Raw genomic sequence first — 20,429 nt, 5'->3', positions numbered from 1 at the left:
ATCATATCGCCCTTATTTTTAAATCGCCTTTATCTTTAAGTCATCTTTAATTTATTAAATGAATTTATACAAATTTTAAATGTCCGCCTTTTTTGGGTGGTTCGTCATCGTTAGTGTCGTCTATATCATCAGGGTCATCGGGTGGGGTGTAGCCGTCATATTCGCTGGGGTCAAAGAAAAAGCCTTCACTGGGGTCTTCTTTGGCATAAATACCAACCACTGCCTGCATGGGTATCCAGATGTCTTTTGAGACACCGCCAAATCGCCCTTGAAATGATAAGCCATCATTGTCAATCAAGAGATTATTGGTGGCTTGGTAAGATATGGCAAGCACCAATCTGCCGTCTTGAGCGTACTCGGTGGGGGCGAGTAGCTGGGGGTGGGTGGCGTCCGTCATGAGATATGGGGTAAAGCCGTTGTCTGTTAGCCATTCATGCATGGCACGAACGAAGTAAGGGCGTTTTGGGGTAAGCATGGTTATCTCCTTGTTGTTGGTTAAAGTAAATTGATGAATGTTAAATTATTAAAAATCATCATTGCTATAAACAGCAGGGGTGATGAGTGTCTTTTGAAAACTTGCCCTTGCCGATAGGCGGGCTTGATATGCCAGTAATGGTTTACACAGTTTGGTAGGTAAATGAATACCTAGTGTCGGCAAACGGTGCAAAAGTGGCAATAATAACACATCACACAGCCCAAACTCATCTTGCATAAAATAGTCATGACGAGCAAATAGGGGCGAGAGCGTGATGAGCGAATCGGTCAAGGTTTTTTTGGCGTGGGTCGCTCCTGCTGGGTTAAAGCTGTCGGGATGAGTCATCAAAATCCGCCCAAGCGAGAGCTAGTCTTGACGCAGTCGCCAAGCCAACTGACGCACTTTTGCTCGCTCTTTGGGGGTGGGTGGCAGGAGTTTATTGGCACCGTGCCGTTCTTCTAGATATTCAAAAATCACCATCAGCTCATATAATGCCAAATCCCGTCCTACAAGTACAGGTAGGGTGTTGTAAGGGTTTAGCTCGGCAAGATATTCGGGTCGCTCATCAGGCAGGTAGGCGAATTGATGATTCACGCCTTTTTCTTCTAGTAAAAACCGCACCACATGGCTGTCATAGCCATCGTCACCATAGAGTAGAAACTGGGTGGGTAAAAGATGAGAAAAATCTGCCATGATATGAATGAGTCTGTTTTTGGGTGTTAAGTGTAACAAAAATTTTGGTAAAAGTGTGTAAATTTTGTCAATAAAAAAGACCGATGTGTATCGGTCTTTTTGGTCAGTGCTGGCTTATTTGACGTCTTTCCAGAATTCTTTGTTAAGTAGATATACTGGAATGAGTAGCACAAGTAAGAACAGTAGTACGAATGCACCATAGACTTTACGTTCATGACGGACAGGCTCTGCCATCCATGCCATGAAGTTCACTAGGTCGCCCACACGAGCTTCATACTCTTCTTTACCAAGCTCTTTTTGCATGTTGTGTAGCACATGGGGCATGGCAGCATTGACAAGCACTAGGTTGTTAGAACCCCAAGGACGGCTCGGGTCTTCGTAGAATGACAGTAGGTAAGTATATACCCAGTCATCACCACGCAGACGAGTTTCTAGCGATAAATCTGGCGGTGCAGCACCAAACCATAGAGCCTGAGTATCAAGGTCAATCTCAGCAGTAATATGGTCACCGATTTGGTCGGTGGTTACCATGAGATATTTTTCCATAAGCTCTGGTGGGATTTCCAAGTCCTTGGCAATGCGTGAATGACGCACATACTGGGCTGAGTGACAGCCCACACAGTAGTTCATGAACGTCTGAGCACCGCGTTGTAGCGAGCCTTTATTGGTTAGGTCAATGGGGGCTTTGCTACATTCTAGGGTAACTTTGGTGCCATCGGCTTCGGTGAATTCACCACAGCCGTGACCGCCTGCCGCTAGGGCAGAAGATGTTGCCATCATGCCACCTGCAAGCAGGAGACTGGCACCAAGCGATTTTAGAGTAAATGCTTTCATTAGTGACCTCCTCCTGTAACACGTTCTGGCGGTTGCTTGCACGTTTCCATGGACGTGTAGAACGGCATAAGAATGAAGTACAAGAAGTATAAAATAGTACAAATACGAGCAACTAGCGTACCTGTTGGTGTGGAAGAAACCCCGCCAAGATAACCTAAGATTAGGAAGCTAACCACAAAGACAGCTAGGGCAATCTTAGATAAAATGCCTTTATAGCGGATAGATTTCACAGGCGATTTGTCAAGCCATGGCATGACAAACAAGATGGCAATCGCACCAAACATCACAATCACACCTGGTAGAGCAGAGCCGAACATGGATGGCGTGGCACGAAGCATGGCATAAAATGGCATGTAGTACCAAACAGGAGCGATGTGAGCAGGTGTTTTTAGAGCGTTGGCAACTTCAAAGTTGGGTTTTTCTAGGAAATAACCACCACCTTCTGGGGCGAAGAATACCACGGCAAAGAAGCACATAAAGAACACCACGATACCCACCATGTCATGCACGGTATAGTAAGGGTGGAAGGGTACGCCATCTAGTGGTACGCCATTTTTATCTTTAAGTTTCTTAATTTCGATACCGTCTGGGTTATTAGAGCCGACATGGTGCAGAGCAACCAAGTGCATGAAAACTAGACCAACCAATACCAAAGGAATTGCCACAACATGCAGGGCAAAGAAACGGTTTAGGGTAATGCCTGAGATGATGTAGTCGCCTTTGACCCATTCAGCCAGACCGTCACCGATAAAAGGAATGGCAGCAGGTAGGTTTAGAATAACCTGAGCACCCCAGAATGACATGTTGCCCCAAGGCAGTAGATAACCAAAGAAACCTTCTGCCATGAGACACAGATAAATCGCCATACCGATAATCCAAACAAGCTCACGGGGCTTCTTGTATGAACCATACATCAGACCACGGAACATGTGTAGATAGACAACCACGAAGAAAGCGGATGCCCCTGTGGAGTGCATGTAGCGAATGAGCCAACCACCTTTGACATCACGCATGATGTATTCAAGTGAAGCAAATGCTCCTTCGGCACTGGGGTTGAACATCATGGTTAGCCAAATGCCCGTAACGAGCTGGTTTACCAAGACCACCATGGACAACACGCCAAAGAAATACCAAAAGTTAAAGTTCTTTGGTGCGTAGTATTTGGACATATGGTATTCATAAGTCTCTGTCGCAGGAAAGCGAGCATCGACCCAACCCATAAATTTCTTAGCAATACTCATGATTATGCCTCCCCAACGGTCAAGATGGTGTCTTCAATCTTGTAGATAGGTACAGGTAGGTTCAAAGGTGCAGGCATGCTACTATAAACACGACCAGCTAAGTCGTACATAGAACCATGACAGGGGCAGAAGAAACCACCCATCCAGTCAGCACCACCTAAGTCCGCCACACCAACTTCGGGTCGGAACATGGGAGCACAACCTAAATGCGTACACACGCCCTCAACAACCAATATCTCAGGCTGAATGGAGCGTGTTTCGTTTTTGCAGTTGTCAGGTTGTACAGACGCGTTGGACTCAGGGTCGGCAAGCTTGGGAGCTACCTTGCTTAGGTTGGCAAGCATCTCTTCGGTACGTTTGACGACAAAGATAGGTTTGCCACGGTATTTTAACGTAATCATCTGCCCATTTTCGATGCTGGCGGTATCGGTAACAACGGCGGCACCAGCAGCTTCCGCTTTGGCACTTGGATACCAAGAACGCACAAATGGGGTGGCTATTGCACCGACACCAACCGCACCAACGGCAGCAGTGGACGCAATCAGGACTCTACGGCGTTTAACATTCACGCCTTCGGCATGGCTCATTAAAACTTCCTCCAGAAAATGAATGGGGGTTATCCCATACTGGGTGTGTGGTTATGATAAAACAGTTTTATCATAACCGCATTTGCTGTGCCTATTTTTCTAAACATGACTATTTTAAGCTATTTTTGTAATAAAATAAATCGTTCTTTTACAAAGTTGTGAAAAAAATCCATAAAAATTGTCATGAATTTACAAAAAAGTTTAAAATTGTATAAAAGTTAGACAAGACCCACTAAAATACTCAGCTTTATTTGCAACTCTATGTAAATTTTTGTTACTATTGATTAAAATAAAGAATCTATGTCATACATTAATAACAAGATTTTTTATCAATTGTGAATTTATCTAATAATGAAAAATCTATGTCAAGTTAAGTTATTTTAATCAAGAATAACGCATATAAAAAAACTCTCGAAGTTCGAGAGTTTTGTGAAAACGCAAAAATTAACGTTTTGAGAATTGTGGGCGTTTACGAGCTTTGCGTAGACCCAATTTCTTACGTTCAACTTCACGAGCGTCACGAGTTACAAAGCCAGCTGCTTTTAGGGCAGGTTTTAGCGTTTCGTCTGACTCAATCAAAGCACGAGTAATGCCGTGACGGATAGCACCTGCTTGACCGCTTGCACCACCACCAGTAACGGTGATGTATAGGTCATATTTGTCAGCAGATTCTAGAAGTTCTAGGGGCTGACGTACAACCATGCGAGAAGTCTCACGACCAAAGTATTCGTCTAGGCTCTTGCCATTGATGACGATGTTACCAGTGCCTTTTGATAAGAAGACACGAGCGGTAGAAGTCTTACGACGACCTGTTCCGTAATTCTTTTCCATAGTGTATCTCCTTAGATGTCTAGTACTTTTGGGGCTTGGGCGGTATGTGGGTGTTCGCTCCCTGCATACAGTTTTAGCTTTTTAATCATCGCATAGCCCAAAGGACCTTTTGGTAGCATGCCTTTAACGGCTTTGTGTAGCACGTCTTCTGGCTTGTGAGCAAGAAGTTTGGTAAAGTTGGTCTCTTTGATACCGCCAGGATAGCCTGTGTGGCGATAGTATTTTTTGTCCTGAGCTTTTTTGCCAGTAACAGCGATTTTGTCAGCATTGATGACGATGATGTAATCACCAGTATCAACGTGGGGGGTGTACGATGGCTTATGTTTACCACGTAGACGAGAAGCAATCTCGGAGGCTAGGCGACCTAGTGTTTTGCCTTCTGCGTCCACGACATACCAGTCATGTACAACCTCAGCGGGTTTGGCGCTAATAGTAGTAGTCATATAAAACCTATTTAGTTACGTTTGAGAGTTGAACAAATAAAAAAGCCCAAAGGCTTGATTTTACTTGCTTTGTGAGTTGGGAAACGAAGGGCTCTCAAAAAACAGCGATCATTATAACTAATCAAACACAAAAAAGCAATGAAAATTTGAGATGAATTTACAAAATAAACAATGATAAATACGCCACGATAAAAGCCATTTAAATTGGGGAAAAATGGCAGAATGGGACTTTAAAATTTTATCAAATTTTCATAAAATGATGATAAGATAGATGATGTTGTTTTATTATTTTAAAAAGTTTATTTTTAAAAAGTTAAAAGGAGACACCATGACCGCACCACACGCCCCAAAGACCGCCAAGCAAATCAGCAAGCCCAACGCCATCACGCACCAAAATGCTGACACCGCTCCTAGTATTGAAAACCAAGCCATGCAAAGTGTGCTCGGGCAGACCCCTGCACCGACGGATTTGCACCACATTGAACAAATTATTGATGAATCAGGCAATTTTACCCCTGACTGCTTTATCAATCGTGATTTGTCCACGCTACGGTTTCAGCTTCGGGTGCTGGCTCAGGCGACCAATCCACGCCATCCGCTGTTGGAGCGTATGTTCTTTTTGACTATTTTTTCATCAAATATGGATGAGTTTTTTGAAATTCGGGTGGCAGGGCTTATCCAAAAAATGAAAAATGGCGATAAGTCAAGCAGTCTGGACGGGCGAAAACCATCCGAGCTACTGGCGGAGATTAGTCAAGTGGCACACCGTGCGGTCGAAGAGCAGTACCGCATCTTAAATGAAGACATCTTGCCTGAGCTTGCCAAATCGGACATCCGCTATCTTAAACGTCATGAGCTGACCGATGCCCAAAAGGCGTGGATGCGGGAGTACTTTTTTAATCAAGTGTTGCCTGTCTTAACCCCTATTAGCATTGACCCTGCTCATCCATTTCCCCGAGTGGTCAATAAGTCCTTGAATTTTATCGTCAGTCTAGAAGGTAAAGATGCCTTTGGGCGGGATTTGTCGCTTGCCATCGTGCCTGCCCCACGTTCACTGCCTCGTGTGATACGTCTGCCCGATGAGCTGACAGGGGGCAAAGACCACCATATCATGCTCTCAGCGGTGATTCATGAGCATGTGGGCGAGCTGTTTTTGGGCATGAAAGTCACGGGTTGTCATCAATTTAGACTGACTCGTAATGCCGACCTTGATGTGTCCGATGATGTCGAAGACCTAGCTAAGGCGTTAGAAGGTGAGCTTGATAACCGCCGTTTTGGGCATAAGGTGCGTCTAGAAGTAAGTACCAACTGTCCCAAAGAGCTGTATGAGTTACTGTTAAAAGAGTTTGAGCTTGATGAGTCGCAGCTTTATCGGGTCAATGGTCCTGTGAACCTGACTCGCATGCTGACAAGTTTTGATAAGCCTGAGTTAAAATTTACCCCATTTACGCACGCCATCCCCAAGCCATTTAAGGGCATGGAGACGGTCAAAGTCGCCAAAGACAACACGTCCATGTTTAATGTCATGAAAAACAAAGACGTGCTGGTACACCATCCCTTTGATGCGTTCACACCTGTGGTCAATCTCTTGTGGCAGGCGGCGAACGACCCTGATGTACTTGCCATCAAACAGACCATTTATCGCTCTGGCACCAACTCAGAGATTGTCCAAGCCCTAGCCGCTGCTGCTCGTAACGGCAAAGAAGTGACCGCCGTCATCGAACTGCGTGCCAGATTTGATGAAGCCAGTAACATCGCTGTCGCCAATATGCTGACCGACGCCGGAGCCATTGTGGTATATGGCGTGGTCGGTTACAAGACACACGCCAAGCTCATGCTCATCGTGCGTCGAGAAGACGGCAAAATCCGCCGTTATGCTCATCTAGGCACGGGCAACTATCACGCTGGCAATGCCAAAGCCTATACCGACTATGGGCTGTTTACCGCTCACGAAGAGATTTGTGCCGATGTGGCAGGCGTGTTCGGACAGCTCACAGGCATGGGCAGACCATTGCCATCCCATCACATCATGCACGCACCTTTTACCCTGCATGATGGACTGATACGCCTCATCGATGATGAGATTAATCACGTCAAAAACGGTAAAAAAGGGCGTATCATCCTAAAATGTAACGCCATCACCGAGCGTGGTATCATCAACAAGCTCTATGAAGCAAGTCGTGCAGGGGTAGAGATTGACCTGATTATCCGTTCCATTTGCTGTCTGCGTCCACAGGTCAAGGACTTGTCCGAGCATATCCGTGTACGCTCTATCGTGGGGCGGTTCTTGGAGCATACCCGTGTCTATTATTTTTATAATGATGGCGATGAAAAGCTCTACTGTTCGAGTGCTGACTTGATGGACAGAAACCTGCTGCACCGTGTGGAAGTGGCGTTTCCGATTTTGGATGAGAGACTCTTTAAACGCATTTATGAAGATGGGCTGATAAACTACCTTGGCGATAACGTGCAGGCGTGGGAGCTTGATGGGCGTGGCGAGTGGAATCAAGTCCATCATGATAAAGACGGCACGGACATTCACGACGCTCAGCAGTGCCTATTAGAAAAAATCTGCGAGCGTGCCTGATGGGTTGTTATTGTGGCTCGGGCAACCCTTATGCAGTGTGCTGTCAGCCTTATCATGACGGTACGCCTGCCCCTACTGCCGAGCATCTTATGCAATCAAGGTTTGGCTCTTTTTATCTAAAAAACGTGGACTATATCATCGCCACAACCGTTCCAAGCCAGCAAGATAGGCTTGACAAATCCGCCTTACAAGCATGGGCGGACGGCATGAACTGGACACGCCTTGACGTGATAAGCCATAACAAAATCGGCAAACGCCACGCCCAAGTGCATTTTAAGGCCTATTTTGACAATGGCGATGGCGAGCAGGCGCATGATGAATTGTCCGCTTTTGTCAAAATAGGCGAGCGGTGGTATTTTCTTGACCCAACCGTGCCTGTTATGCTGACCAACAAACAGCCGTGCCTTTGTGGTAGTGGCGAGAAGTTTAAGGCGTGTTGTGGGAAGTTTTTGCTTTAGCTACCAAAATGGAGTGTATAGGGGCAATTTATTCGCCCAAAAATCAACGCTTTATCATGGGGCAAATTGCCATTTGCCCCTACAAATTTTGCCAAGAGTATTGAACTTATTACATTGCATCAAAAATTATGAAAGATGAAATTTATGAAACCTATAAAGATTGGGACATGAGCCACGCAAAACGCAATCACGCCAATCCCAAAATGAGCCGATTTTTACAGGCAAAACAGGATCATGACAGCGACATTACCGCTTTACTTGATAATGATGTGTTGGAGCTTATCAAACAGCACGCCCACAATCAAAAAGACCGAGAACGTCTAAATGCCGTAATACGTTTATTGTTTGCATGATTTTTGGTGCGTTATGGAAAGCTTTTTTTAAACCAACAAAAAGGTGTATAATACGCCTTTTTCTTTTGCCGAATTTTTATAAAATATATTGTTAAACTCGACCCTGAAATCATGATGAAAAGCGACACCGTGCGTAAACGCTTTGTCAAGATTTTGGCAGGAAATTTGCGTAATGTCCTAAAACCCCTTGATGAGACGGCAGTTGTGGTTCAGCATTGGGACTATATTGAAGTGCGTCATCGCAATGAGTCGGCACGCCCCATATTGCTTGACAAATTGCAATGCACCTCAGGCATTCATCATATTCTAGAAGTCGAAGAATCGCCTTTTGCCGATTTGCATGACATTTTTGAGCAGACCTTGCCTAAGGTAAGAGAAAGCCTTGAAAACAAGAGCTTTTGCGTGCGAGTCAAAAGACGTGCCACGCACCCATTTACGTCCATGGACATCGCCAAATATGTGGGCGGTGGGCTAAATTAGGCGATAGCCAGTGCTAAGGTGCAACTTAAAAACCCTGATATTACCGTCAAAATTGAGATTGAACACGACAAAATGCTCTTTATCAAGGTACGCCATGACGGCATGGACGGATTTCCCATGAGCACCCAAGAAGACGTGTTGTCGCTTATCTCGGGTGAGTTTGATGCGGGCGTGGCAAGCTATGAGTTTATCAGACGTGGCAGTCGGGTGTATTATTTGTTCTTTAACATGGGCGGTCGCACGCATGAGATTGGCACCAAACAAATGGCGTACGAGCTGTGGGAGCGTTACAGTTCATCGCATAAGGTACGCTTTACTACGGTGGATTTTGAACCTGTGGTGGGCGAGATTTTGACTAAGATTGATGATGGTCAAATGGGCGTGGTCTTAAAGCGAATGATGATGCGTGTGGCAAGCGTGATTGCCCAAAAAAACCGCATCGAAGCGGTGGTAACGGGCGAAGCCTTGGGGTAAGTGGCAAGCCAAACGCTCACCAACCTTGCCATGATAGATAAGGCAAGCGATGTGCTGGTGTTACGCCCACTCATCACCAAAGATAAGGCGGACATCATCGCCACCGCTGAAAAAATCGGCACGGCAGACATCGCCAAGTCCATGCCTGAGTTTTGTGGGGTCATCTCAAAAAGCCCCACGGTCAAGGCGGTGGAGCATAAACTCATCGCCACCGAGAGTGAGTTTGATTTTGGCGTATTGCAACACGCCATTGACGCCGCCATAACCATTGACATTCGCACGATAAAAGACCAAGCAAGCGACACCCATGCCATTGATACGGCAAGTGCCATTGGCAAAGATGATATAGTGATTGACATTCGGGCGACAGACGAGACGGACGATGACCCACTTGGCATACCGCATATTTGCATTCCGTTTTATAAACTTGCCACAGAATTTGACAAATTGGATAAAACCAAAACTTATCTTTTGTACTGCAAAAAAGGCGTAATGAGCGGTTTGCAAGCGGTGTATTTAAAGGATAAGGGTTATGATAATGTTAAGGTGTTAAAATTATCATAGCATTTGATGTTATTGTAAAAACGGTAAATGTCATGTTTGCCGTTTTTATTTTATCCACAGGGCGGTCATCATGTCATGAGCGTGAAACATGATTGTCATATTGAAAGATTTGCCAAAAATTTATGATGTAAGTTATTGATTTTAAATAGAAAAAAATCTGATAAAAACTGTATAAATTTTATCCAATCAACTGCCATTGCCGATTAATCATGGCGTAACGCCCTAAATTTTAAAGTTATCCACAGGCTTATCCACAGATTTTGGGGAAAAGTGGGGGAAAGATGGAGAGATGGCAGGGGATTTTTAAAAATGTGATAAAAATCAGAAGTTTGGGATGATGTTTTAGAGTGCAAAACAATTATTTTAATGTTAAATGAGATTTATTCTTGACGATGTTTCACGGCTCTGTGGTGGCTTAAAATAATAATGGATGAAAAGTGGCGAACAAATCACAACAAAACAACAGCGACCAAACAGCAGGAGTGTGCTACAATAATTTGATAAACATTATTTATTAAAGTGTTAAAGGAAAAATTATGTCTTACGCCAAACCTGCCAAATCCTTACTTTTTAGTATCATCGCCTTGTCCGCCCTGAGTGCTTGTACTGCCACGCCCACGCCCACAAACGGCACAGCACCGACAACCGTCAGCCAAATTCGCCTTGATGACTATCTGGGCAGATGGTATGAAATCGGACGCTTGCCCATGTCATTTCAGGACAAATGCACCCATAACGTCACCGCCACATACAGCCTAAAAGACAACGGCAAAATCAACGTCCTAAACGCCTGTGCCACCAAAGATGGCATGACATCGGTCAATGGCGAAGCGTACGCCACCGATGAGACTAATGCCAAACTGCGAGTGAGCTTTTTACCCAGTTTTCTAAAAAAATTACCCATCGGCAAAGCCAATTATTGGGTGCTGGCAAGCGACCAAGACACAAGCGGACGCTACACATCTGCCCTAGTCGGCACGCCCAACCATAAATATCTGTGGGTGCTGTCTCGCACGCCCACGCTGGACGATGCCACTTATGAGCGGTATCTGGGCATTGCCAAGCAAAACGGCTATGAGCTTAGTAAGTTTACCAAAACGCCACAGAAATAAGATGATTAAAAAAGAAGGTTTGGTTGGTTTATATACCCAAGAAACTTTAAAATTGCTACAAATGCAATGATGTTTGGATGTAGGGGCGTGCTGTACACGCCTATAAAACTGATAGTATTAAAGGACGTGCAGAGCCAGTCTCTACACACCTGTGGTAAGTATCAAGTTTGTTAGATGTATTCTTTGAGCGTCTTTTTAAACATCTTTATCAAGCACCATTAAGGAACCCCATGCACCACGTTTTTGGACATACATCCCCCGACACGGACGCTTTTGTCTCGGCATTTGCGTTTGCCCATTGGCTAAATGCCCAAGGCATATCAGCACAGGCATACCGTCTGGGCGAGCCGAACCTTGAAACGGCATTTGTGCTTGCCCGTTGGTTTGGATGTTACCCTAATGATGAGTTGCCCGCCAAGCTCCTGCCGTATCTAGACCCAAATCGCCCGACCGACATTGTGGAACGGGGCGATAAAGTGGCATTGACCGACCATAACGAACCTGCCCAGTCCATCAAGGGTTTGACGGAGTTTGATATCCGCTACGTCATCGACCATCATAAGCTCGGACTGACCACGCCCACCCCTGCTTATGTGCGTATCCATCCTGTGGGCTGTACTTGCACCATTTTGTATGAGATGTTTACCCAAAAGGGCGTGGACATCACCGCAAGCATGGCGTGGCTCATGCTCTGTGCCATCATCTCAGATACGCTAAATCTTAGCAGTCCCACGACGACCGATGATGACCGTCTCGTGGTGCAAAAGCTCTGTGAGCTGTGTCAGATGAGCGTGGCGGATAAGGGCAGGCTGGCAGATGAGATGTTTTCTGCCAAAAGTGATGTCAGTCATCTGTCCGCCCGTGATATTTTGCTGATGGATTATAAAAGCTATGAGTTTGGGGCGACGAGGTGGGGCATTGCAGGGATTGAGACGGTCGCCCCCAGTCAGATATTTGCCAGAATCGATGAGCTAACAGCCACTGCCAAACTCATTCAGGCAGAAAAAGGCGTGGATTATCTTATGATTGCGGTGGTGGACATCAAGGAGCAAATGGGCTATGCACTCGCTCATGACCCTGCCCAAAATGCGATTATCTCCAAGGCATTCGGGGCGAACTGTGATGATAAGGTCTTTGCCTTGGCAGGCGTGGTCAGCCGTAAAAAGCAAATCGTCCCTGCCTTGGAGCGGTATTATCAGTTGTAGGTTTAAGCGTGTTTGTTCTTGTCTGTCATGGATTGATGTCTGATCTATATGTCTGATAAATAGCCATAAAAAGACCTGATGTAACTCAGGTCTTTTGTTTTAAACACCTTAACGGTTTTAGCTTGCTTTGGTGCATTCGACAATGACGGTATCATCTAGCGTGGTGATTTTGGCTTTATCGCTGTCAATGGTTAATGCCATGCCCTTGTCGTCGCCAGCAATACTGTCATCAGAAGTAAAGCGTCCTTTGGTTTGCACGTCTTGGGCTAGGTCATAAGTAATGTCATCGGTGGTTAGGTGAGCTTCGATTTCACCTTCGTGGTTGTGGACGGCGATGTAGGCGGTTTTGTCGCCACATTGGTATTTGTCGCCATCGGCATGGTGGTGATGTCCATTATCATGAGCGTGGTCGTGGCTGTGGTCGTGAGCGTGTTCACCATGCTTGTGGTCATCGTGGTCGTGGTCATGACTGTGTTCGCCATCTTTGTGTTCGTGGCCATGCTCACCATGAGCATGGTCATGTGTGGCGGTTTGTTCGGTAGCAGTAGCGGTTTCTGCTTTTGGTTCGGCAGGGGTTTCTTCGGCTTTTTGGCAAGCGGTCAGACCCAAAGTGATTGCCAAAGCAGGGATAAGAATTTTTTTCATAAATTTACCTTCATTTAAAATTAACAATTAAAAATAAGCAAAAAACTGATACATTATATCATATTTTAGCACGTGGTAAAGGGGTGTTTGAATTTTGTTCTATCCGCCCCTTTATCCAAAACCTATTAAACTACTGGCGTGGCGTATAAAAATATCCCTTATCATCAACCCGATAAATCACTTCATTTGGCTCACTGCCGTTGTTATCCATGACCTTAATCTGCTCTTTTTGTAAAATGGCAGTGATGTCAAAATCAAACTCCCTGATACCATCAGTGCTAATAAGCAGGCTATCGATGATTTGGTGATTTTTATCTATATTGATAAGATAGGTTTGCAATAAATCCCGATTTTGTTTTATGCTAACCACATAGCTGTTTATGTCTTTTTGATAATGGTATAAACCCAACACATAAATCTCTTGGGCATTGGGATATAACCCTGCAAAGAATTTGGCTTGCTCTTTATTTAAATGACCATTTTTAGGAATGATGTCTTGATAATTATCAAAATTTACATCGATGTTAATATTTTCATTGTCTGATAAAGATTGGGGTTTGATGTCAATATTAAAATTTTTAAAAGCAGGGTCATCTTTTAATGTGATTTCATAAACCCTAATACGCTCTTGGTTATTATCATCGGTGCGTTGCTCGACAATATAAGCATGGCTTTCATTTAAAAATACACTGCCATTATAATAACAAAGACCAAAGGATAAATGTTCATCAGGCGGTATCAATGCATTAAAAATATCATTAAATTCAATGATTTTTACCCATTCGCCATTGATGTGTTTTTGGATAAAATAAGATGAGCATTCTTGACCGCCAAAATGACCAATCAAGCGGTATTGTTTATTGGGTGATGAGATAGATGCTTGATTAGGATTACCCACGTGTTCGGTGCTTTTGCCAGTATTTAGATTGTAGCTGATATCGCTTGAATGACCACCTTCTAACACCAAGATATTTTTATTGTCATCATCATATCCATAATAAGCGACAAAATGACCTTCGGGGTTATTTATCACACCGCCATTTTTAAAATGAATGCGTTTGATACTGCCGTCCGAATTAAAATCCACAATGCCTTTTAATAGTTTTTTAACGATTTTTAAATCATCAAGGGGCATAAAACTAATGCCAAAATTGGGATTGCCATGAGTTAATTTTTCAAAATCTGTGGGAGAGATTTTACGAATGCCAATGGGATAATCATCTTTGTCAAAGCCATGTTTAAATAATGGCGATATCTGTTGAGGTAGGGTGTTTTGTTTATCAATGGACGTCTTTTTAATTCGAGATAAAGGCGGTGGGTTGGATATTGGCGGGCTAGATATCTCGGTCAAAGGCGTGATGTTGTTATTGGACGTTGTTGGATGATCAAAACAGCCGAATAACATAAAGATTAAAATAGAAATTGATAATTGTCGTTTCATAAAACAATCCTAAACTTATTTCCAATAAAACAGCGATAAAATCCCCGCTGCAATCAAAGGTCCAACAGGCACGCCACGAAACAGTGCTACGCCTGCCACCGTGCCGATGAGTAGCCCTGCGATGACGCTTGGCTCATCTGTCATGAGCTTGACCCCGCGTCCGCCCAAATATGCCACCAGTACGCCAACAACAATGGCAAGCAAGGATTTGACACCGACAAAGGATTTTAAAATTACCTCCCCGCTAATCTTGCCGCTGGCAATCGGAGCAAGTACGCCAATCGTCAACATCAAAATACCTAGACTTAGCCCATATTTTTCAACCACAGGCATGATGTGGGTGTTAAGTGGGCTGACCTTGACAATAATCAGTAGGGCAGTCGCCATGATAATGGTGTTATTTTGGCTAAACACACCAAGACCTAACAGGATAAATAGGACAATTAGGCTAATATCAAGCGTGCTTAGGAGCTGGGCAAAGTTTGGCATGGGTTTTTAAATTTTTATTGAAATTTTGTAGTTAATTTTATCAATGTTAAAAAAATAAGATAAATAAAAAGCCAAAACTTATGCTTTGGCTTTTGGCGTTTTACACATTAAATCTAAAATGCATGACATCGCCATCTTGGACGATATAGGTCTTGCCTTCTAGGCGAGATTTGCCTGCCGAGCTTGCCCCTTTTTCTCCGCCATATTCGATGAAGTCATTATAGCTAATCACCTCAGCACGGATAAAGCCACGCTCAAAATCAGTGTGAATCACGCCTGCCGCCTCAGGAGCAGTCGCACCCACAGGCACTGTCCACGCACGCACTTCTTTGACCCCTGCGGTAAAGTAGGTTTGTAGGTTTAGAAGATCATATCCTGCACGAATCACACGGTCAAGCCCTGCTTCACTCATGCCCATGCCTTCTAAGAACTCCGCCTTTTCTTCTTCATCAAGTTGGGCAATCTCAGCTTCAATTTGGTTACATAATGCCACGACAATGGCATTTTCGCTTTGGGCAAATTCACGCACCGCATCTAGGTGGGGGTTGTTCTCAAAACCGTCTTCTGCCACGTTGGCGATGTACATGACAGGTTTTAGGGTGATAAGCCCATAAGATTTGATGAGTTTTTTCTCGTCATTATCAAGATTTGCCATGCGTGCAGGTTTGCCGTCCGCCAAAAATGGCTCAATCTTTTGAAACACCGCCAAAATCGCCTGAGCGTCCTTGTCTCCGCCTTTTGCCTTTTTGGTGGCGTTAGTTATCGCACGTCCCACCGCTTCAAGGTCGGCAAGGGCAAGCTCGGTGTTGATGGTCTCGATGTCGGATAGAGGGTTTACTCGTCCGTCCACATGAATGACGTTGTCATCATCAAAACAGCGTACCACATGGGCAATGGCGTCCGTCTCACGGATATTGGCAAGGAACTGGTTACCCATGCCCTCGCCCTTGCTCGCCCCCGCCACAAGCCCTGCGATGTCCACAAATTCCATGCTGGTCGGTAGCACACGTTCAGGCTTGACGATTTCTGCCAACGCCTTTAAACGTGGGTCTGGCACAGGGACAATGCCCGTGTTTGGGTCTTTGGTACAAAAGGGGAAGTTCTCGGCGGCAATGCCTGCCTTGGTGAGTGCGTTAAATAGAGTGGATTTGCCAACGTTTGGCAAGCCTACGATACCACAGTTAAAGCCCATGAGTTGTCTCGCTGTTAAATTTAAACCCTTTATTATAGCAAATTTTTTGTGATAAATTAAGGGCGTATTGAACATTGATAGTATTTATTGGTATTTGATAAAAATACGGATTGGGTTTTCCGTTTGCCCTGAGCTTGTCGAAGAGCATAAGAAACCGTTATGGGCAGGCATGGCTCACCACGAACGGTTTTCTTTGTAGTATATCTTTTGAACCATAACCATACCAAAACGTTTTTATCTTGTGTATTTTTGTAAAAATGGGGTATAATCGGATTTTTGATTAATGATAGAAGGTGGTAAATGAACGCTGTACTGTTAGCGGTCATCATCATGGTAGGGCTGTCGCTTGCTCGTGTCCATGTGGTGCTAAGTTTGATTGTGGGGGCGGTTGTGGGCGGTTTGCTGGCAGGACTGCCCTTGACGGACGTAGAAAATGGGGCGACAGGCGTGCTGACGCATTTTCAAAACGGCATCAAAGGCGGGGCGGGCATTGCTTTGTCGTATGCCATGCTTGGGGCGTTTGCCATGGCGATTGCTCATTCGGGTGTACCAAAGGCGTTGGCGGATAAAGTCATCTTGGCGGTCAAAAATGCCAAAAATGGCGGTATCAAATGGGCGGTGTTTGGCGTGATTGTGCTGTTTGCTTGCCTAAGCCAGAATCTTATCCCCATTCACATTGCCTTTATTTTGCTACTTATTCCGCCACTTTTGACGGTGTTTAATGAGTTAAAATTAGACAGACGGCTTATTACTTGCTTGATTACCTTTGGGCTTGTCAATACTTATATGTTTATCCCCTATGGCTTTGGGGACATATTTTTAAATGAAATTATCATGGCAAACCTTGCCAAATCAGGGCTTGATACGTCTGGCATTTCGGTAATGAAAGCGATGGCAATTCCTGCACTCGGTATGCTGACAGGGTTACTTGTGGCGATTTTTGTAAGTTATCGTAAACCCAGAGTATATGACAATGCCAAAACCCTAGCGGTAAAAGGCGATGACGTGCCTGTGGTCAATGATACCAAAATGGGCTTCAAAATCATCGTAACGCTCATCGCTATCATTGTGGCGTTTGTCATTCAGCTAAAAACCGATTCGCTTGTGCTTGGCTCGTTGTCAGGTTTTGCCATTTTTATGGCGACAGGCGTGGTCGGCTGGAGTAAGGCAGACGATGTCTTTAATGACGGCATTAAGATGATGGCGATGATTGGCTTTATCATGATTTCGGCACAAGGTTTTGCTGAGGTGATGACCGCCACAGGGCATATCGAGCCACTTGTCAAATCGGCGGTGGACGTGTTTGGGGCGAATAAGGCTCTGGCAAGTCTTGCCATGCTTATTGTGGGGCTTGTCGTTACGATGGGGATCGGCTCGTCATTTTCGACCGTGCCGATTATTGCAACCATGTATGTGCCGCTTTGTATGGCGATGGGGTTTAGTCCGATGGCGACTTTGGCACTCGTTGCGACCGCAGGCGTGCTTGGGGATGCAGGCTCGCCTGCTTCTGATTCAACGCTTGGCCCTACGATGGGGCTAAACGTGGACGGGCAACACGACCATATCAAGGACAGCGTGATACCGACCTTTATCCATTATAATATTCCGCTTATTGTATTTGGGTGGGTGGCTTCGCTTGTTTTATAATCTAGGCTTATGGGGGCGAACACAACGCCCAAAATCAATGCTTTGTCATTGGGCAAATTGCAATTTACCTTTACAAATTTATGTATAAACCGCTCCGTCATGGGGTGGTTTTTAAAATCTTATCACGCCCCTATCCGTCATCACCATATCCACGCCCTTATCCCATTCATTAACCGTTAAATTTTCAACCACTTGAAAATGATAACACCAACCTACCTTTACCCCACGAAAGTGAGCAAAGGTGCGGTCATAAAATCCGCCCCCCATGCCAAGCCGATTACCCTGCCTATCCACCGCCATAAGCGGGCAAATAATCATGTCTAATTTATCAGCACTTATGCCATATTTGACAAAGGGTTCTTGCATGCCAAGTCGGTGGCGTTTTAGAGGTGTTTTGGCTAATGGCAAAACAACAGGGGCAAAGCGTAAAGGCTTATTCTTAATGGTAATCGGTAAAAACGGGGTAAAACCATGCTTTTGACAAAATGCCAAAATCGGTGCGGTGGGCAACTCGCCAAAATCGTCCAGATATAGTCCAATTTTGGCATTTTTGGGTAAATGGGGCAAGAGTTTGGGTAGGTGCAGACTTGCCATAAATGCAAAATTGGCACGCTGTTTGGCGGTCAAAGCTTTACGCTCTTTACGGATGCGAGTACGAAGTAGGGTGTTTGACATGAGTTTTTCCAAATAAGTATTATTAAAAATGATAATGATTTATGATTGAAAATTTATGTTAATAATGATATAGTAATCCAATCATTTTAGCAGTTTTTATCTACCAAACAAGGAAAATTTATGACCGACTTTCGTATTGAAAAAGACACCATGGGCGAAGTACAAGTCCCTGCCGATGCCTATTTTGGGGCTCAAACCCAGCGTAGCCGTGATAATTTTAAAATCGGGGGCGAGACCCTGCCACGCCCACTCATTGTCGCTATGGCAACCGTCAAAAAAAGTGCATCTATCGTTAATGCTGAGCTTGGGCGGATTGAGAGTAGCCAGCGTGATTTGATAGTGCAGGCGTGTGATGAAGTGATTGCAGGCGGTCTTGCCGACCAATTTCCGCTTGTCGTGTGGCAGACAGGCTCTGGCACGCAGTCCAACATGAACATGAACGAAGTCATCGCCAACCGAGCCAATGAAATCGCAGGCAATCCAAAAGGCACTTATAAACCCGTCCACCCCAACGACCATGTCAACCACGCCCAATCCACCAACGACAGCTTCCCCACCGCCATTCGTGTGGCAGCAGCGGTTGAGATTAACCGCTCGCTTATCTCTGCCGTCAAGGCGTTGCGTGATACGCTTGCCAAAAAATCTGCCGACTTTGCAGGCATCGTCAAAATCGGACGCACCCATTTGCAAGATGCCACACCGCTCACCTTGGGGCAAGAATTTAGCGGTTATGTGGCACAGCTTGACTTGGCACTGGTAAGAATTGACAACGCTTTGCAAGGCTTGTATCAGTTGCCACTTGGTGGTACTGCTGTGGGTACAGGGCTAAATAGCCACCCTGACTATGCCGTCAAATCTGCCCAAAAAATTGCCGAACTGACAGGTTTGCCCTTTGTAACCGCTCCCAACAAATTTGAAGCTTTGGCAAGCCGTGATGCTGAAGTGTTTGCCTCTGGAGCATTAAAAACCTTGGCAGGTAGCCTAAACAAAATCGCCAATGACGTGCGCTGGCTATCTAGTGGCCCTCGTTGTGGCTTGGGCGAGATTACCATTCCCGAGAACGAACCGGGGTCATCTATCATGCCCGGTAAGGTAAACCCCACGCAGTCAGAAGCCATGACAATGGTGGTCGCTCAGGTCATGGGCAACGATGTAACAATAAACATGGCAGGGGCGAGCGGTAATTTTGAATTAAACGTCTTTATGCCTGTGATTGGTTATAATCTCTTGCAATCCATTCGCCTGCTTGCGGACGCTTGTAATAGCTTTAATGACAACTGTGCGGTAGGCATTCTACCTGTGCGAGAAAAGATTGACTACTTTTTACACAATTCGCTCATGCTGGTAACTGCTCTAAACCGTCATGTGGGCTATGAAAATGCCGCCAAAATTGCCAAAACCGCTTACAAAGAAAACAAAACCCTAAAACAGGTAGCGGTGGAGCTTGGGCTATTGACCGAGCAAGAATTTGATGAATGGGTACGACCAGAAGAGATGGTTGCACCGAAGTAATCAAAAATCAAGGGTATGTAAATAAGGGCGAGTGATTGCCCTTATTTTTTTATGCAAGGTTGTTGTTTGACAAGAATAAATTTGAACTTTAATATAATTGGCATTGTTCAATAAGATACTTTGTGCAAGACGGAGTGTGTCTGAGAAATACATTTACCTAGATATTTATAGTCAATCCGCTCAAAATACAACAAAGGTTTTTCATCCGTGGTGAGCTATACCTAGCGAACTTGATATTTACCACAGCAAGATTTGTAGGGGCGTGCTTTCCACGCTCTTGATGATACGAAGATTTTATAGGGCGTGCAGAGCTAGCCCCTACACCGATGTATCATTGAACTTGTGGTAATTTTAGAGTTCTGCGACTATATACCTACCCATAACAAAAAACCGCTTCACCCACAGACATAGCTTAGGGCGAACGGTTTTTTGTGTAATTTTAGAGCAAGATGATGTAGTCAAGTCCTGCACGTATACCAACCGAACCCAAA

General features: G+C 44.9%; 22 protein-coding genes and 1 pseudogene. 10 read left to right on the top strand and 13 right to left on the bottom strand.

What is annotated here, in order from left to right; genetic code table 11:
- Window positions 1–64: 64 nt before the first annotated feature.
- The 8 genes from B5J93_RS08595 to rplM all read right to left on the bottom strand — a co-directional run bounded on the left by B5J93_RS08595 (window position 65) and on the right by rplM (window position 5,104).
- Complete coding sequence (locus B5J93_RS08595; RefSeq protein WP_079326019.1) at window positions 65–475, bottom strand: ClpXP protease specificity-enhancing factor SspB; 411 nt, start codon at window positions 473–475, stop codon at window positions 65–67.
- Window positions 476–523: 48 nt separating this feature from the next.
- Window positions 524–820, bottom strand: coding sequence for a glutathione S-transferase family protein (locus B5J93_RS14045; RefSeq protein ID WP_228144907.1), 297 nt, complete (start codon window positions 818–820; stop codon window positions 524–526).
- A 21-nt stretch (window positions 821–841) separates the two neighbouring features.
- Complete coding sequence (locus tag B5J93_RS14040; protein WP_228144906.1) at window positions 842–1,207, bottom strand: glutathione S-transferase N-terminal domain-containing protein; 366 nt, start codon at window positions 1,205–1,207, stop codon at window positions 842–844.
- A 75-nt stretch (window positions 1,208–1,282) separates the two neighbouring features.
- Entirely contained in the window at window positions 1,283–2,002 is a 720-nt protein-coding gene (locus B5J93_RS08585; RefSeq protein WP_079326018.1) for a cytochrome c1, read from the bottom strand.
- Window positions 2,002–3,222 carry a cytochrome b gene (locus B5J93_RS08580; RefSeq protein WP_029102508.1) on the bottom strand — a complete coding sequence of 407 codons (1,221 nt, stop codon included), beginning with the start codon at window positions 3,220–3,222 and terminating at the stop codon, window positions 2,002–2,004. The genes B5J93_RS08585 and B5J93_RS08580 overlap by 1 nt, the downstream gene beginning before the upstream one ends.
- A gap of 23 nt (window positions 3,223–3,245) precedes the next feature.
- On the bottom strand, window positions 3,246–3,830 hold the full coding sequence (gene petA, locus B5J93_RS08575; RefSeq protein ID WP_079326017.1) for a ubiquinol-cytochrome c reductase iron-sulfur subunit: 585 nt from the start codon (window positions 3,828–3,830) through the stop codon (window positions 3,246–3,248).
- 444 nt (window positions 3,831–4,274) lie between these two features.
- The gene (rpsI, locus tag B5J93_RS08570) at window positions 4,275–4,661 is read right to left on the bottom strand and encodes a 30S ribosomal protein S9 (protein ID WP_062500901.1); all 387 of its coding nucleotides are present in this window, start codon (window positions 4,659–4,661) and stop codon (window positions 4,275–4,277) included.
- A gap of 11 nt (window positions 4,662–4,672) precedes the next feature.
- Complete coding sequence (rplM, locus tag B5J93_RS08565; RefSeq protein WP_079326016.1) at window positions 4,673–5,104, bottom strand: 50S ribosomal protein L13; 432 nt, start codon at window positions 5,102–5,104, stop codon at window positions 4,673–4,675.
- A 328-nt stretch (window positions 5,105–5,432) separates the two neighbouring features.
- Between rplM and ppk1 the strand changes: the two genes are divergently transcribed.
- The 8 genes and pseudogenes from ppk1 (at window position 5,433) to B5J93_RS08535 (ending at window position 12,337) form a co-directional block, all read left to right on the top strand.
- Window positions 5,433–7,691: a polyphosphate kinase 1 gene (gene ppk1 / locus B5J93_RS08560; RefSeq protein ID WP_420811404.1), complete on the top strand. Its 2,259-nt coding sequence runs from the start codon at window positions 5,433–5,435 to the stop codon at window positions 7,689–7,691.
- Entirely contained in the window at window positions 7,691–8,149 is a 459-nt protein-coding gene (locus tag B5J93_RS08555) for a YchJ family protein (protein ID WP_079326015.1), read from the top strand. Before ppk1 ends, B5J93_RS08555 begins: the two co-directional genes overlap by 1 nt.
- A gap of 128 nt (window positions 8,150–8,277) precedes the next feature.
- Window positions 8,278–8,502, top strand: a complete 225-nt coding sequence (locus B5J93_RS08550; protein WP_079326014.1) for a hypothetical protein — start codon at window positions 8,278–8,280, stop codon at window positions 8,500–8,502.
- Between the two features lie 72 nt (window positions 8,503–8,574).
- Window positions 8,575–8,982: a THUMP domain-containing protein gene (locus B5J93_RS13795; RefSeq protein ID WP_420811405.1), complete on the top strand. Its 408-nt coding sequence runs from the start codon at window positions 8,575–8,577 to the stop codon at window positions 8,980–8,982.
- A 72-nt stretch (window positions 8,983–9,054) separates the two neighbouring features.
- Window positions 9,055–9,675: pseudogene (locus B5J93_RS14035) on the top strand (tRNA sulfurtransferase); the annotation flags it as partial.
- 18 nt (window positions 9,676–9,693) lie between these two features.
- A complete protein-coding gene (thiI, locus tag B5J93_RS14030) occupies window positions 9,694–10,020 on the top strand; it encodes a thiazole biosynthesis protein (RefSeq protein ID WP_228144908.1) in 327 nt (108 codons plus the stop codon).
- Between the two features lie 536 nt (window positions 10,021–10,556).
- Window positions 10,557–11,132, top strand: a complete 576-nt coding sequence (locus B5J93_RS08540) for a lipocalin family protein (protein ID WP_079326013.1) — start codon at window positions 10,557–10,559, stop codon at window positions 11,130–11,132.
- A 230-nt stretch (window positions 11,133–11,362) separates the two neighbouring features.
- Window positions 11,363–12,337 carry a manganese-dependent inorganic pyrophosphatase gene (locus B5J93_RS08535; RefSeq protein WP_079326012.1) on the top strand — a complete coding sequence of 325 codons (975 nt, stop codon included), beginning with the start codon at window positions 11,363–11,365 and terminating at the stop codon, window positions 12,335–12,337.
- Between the two features lie 117 nt (window positions 12,338–12,454).
- Here B5J93_RS08535 and B5J93_RS08530 read toward each other — a convergent pair whose 3' ends face one another.
- From B5J93_RS08530 to ychF, 4 genes are all read right to left on the bottom strand, one after another.
- Window positions 12,455–12,982 carry a hypothetical protein gene (locus B5J93_RS08530; protein WP_079326011.1) on the bottom strand — a complete coding sequence of 176 codons (528 nt, stop codon included), beginning with the start codon at window positions 12,980–12,982 and terminating at the stop codon, window positions 12,455–12,457.
- A gap of 130 nt (window positions 12,983–13,112) precedes the next feature.
- Complete coding sequence (locus tag B5J93_RS08525; RefSeq protein ID WP_079326010.1) at window positions 13,113–14,423, bottom strand: hypothetical protein; 1,311 nt, start codon at window positions 14,421–14,423, stop codon at window positions 13,113–13,115.
- A gap of 15 nt (window positions 14,424–14,438) precedes the next feature.
- Window positions 14,439–14,912: a DUF441 domain-containing protein gene (locus B5J93_RS08520; RefSeq protein WP_079326009.1), complete on the bottom strand. Its 474-nt coding sequence runs from the start codon at window positions 14,910–14,912 to the stop codon at window positions 14,439–14,441.
- Window positions 14,913–15,012: 100 nt separating this feature from the next.
- Window positions 15,013–16,104: a redox-regulated ATPase YchF gene (gene ychF / locus B5J93_RS08515; RefSeq protein ID WP_079326008.1), complete on the bottom strand. Its 1,092-nt coding sequence runs from the start codon at window positions 16,102–16,104 to the stop codon at window positions 15,013–15,015.
- Window positions 16,105–16,404: 300 nt separating this feature from the next.
- On the opposite strand from ychF, the gene B5J93_RS08510 reads away from it, so the two are divergent.
- Window positions 16,405–17,751 carry a Na+/H+ antiporter family protein gene (locus B5J93_RS08510; RefSeq protein WP_079326007.1) on the top strand — a complete coding sequence of 449 codons (1,347 nt, stop codon included), beginning with the start codon at window positions 16,405–16,407 and terminating at the stop codon, window positions 17,749–17,751.
- A 111-nt stretch (window positions 17,752–17,862) separates the two neighbouring features.
- On the opposite strand, the gene B5J93_RS08505 is transcribed toward B5J93_RS08510, so the two are convergent.
- On the bottom strand, window positions 17,863–18,426 hold the full coding sequence (locus tag B5J93_RS08505) for a 5-formyltetrahydrofolate cyclo-ligase (RefSeq protein WP_079326006.1): 564 nt from the start codon (window positions 18,424–18,426) through the stop codon (window positions 17,863–17,865).
- A 120-nt stretch (window positions 18,427–18,546) separates the two neighbouring features.
- Here B5J93_RS08505 and fumC point away from each other — a divergent pair, with 120 nt between their 5' ends.
- Window positions 18,547–19,938, top strand: coding sequence for a class II fumarate hydratase (fumC, locus tag B5J93_RS08500; RefSeq protein ID WP_079326005.1), 1,392 nt, complete (start codon window positions 18,547–18,549; stop codon window positions 19,936–19,938).
- Window positions 19,939–20,429 lie beyond the last annotated feature (491 nt).

The organism is Moraxella equi (genome assembly GCF_002027555.1).
In the GTDB taxonomy this organism is placed as follows: domain Bacteria; phylum Pseudomonadota; class Gammaproteobacteria; order Pseudomonadales; family Moraxellaceae; genus Moraxella; species Moraxella equi.
This window is presented reverse-complemented; position numbering and strand designations above follow the sequence as displayed.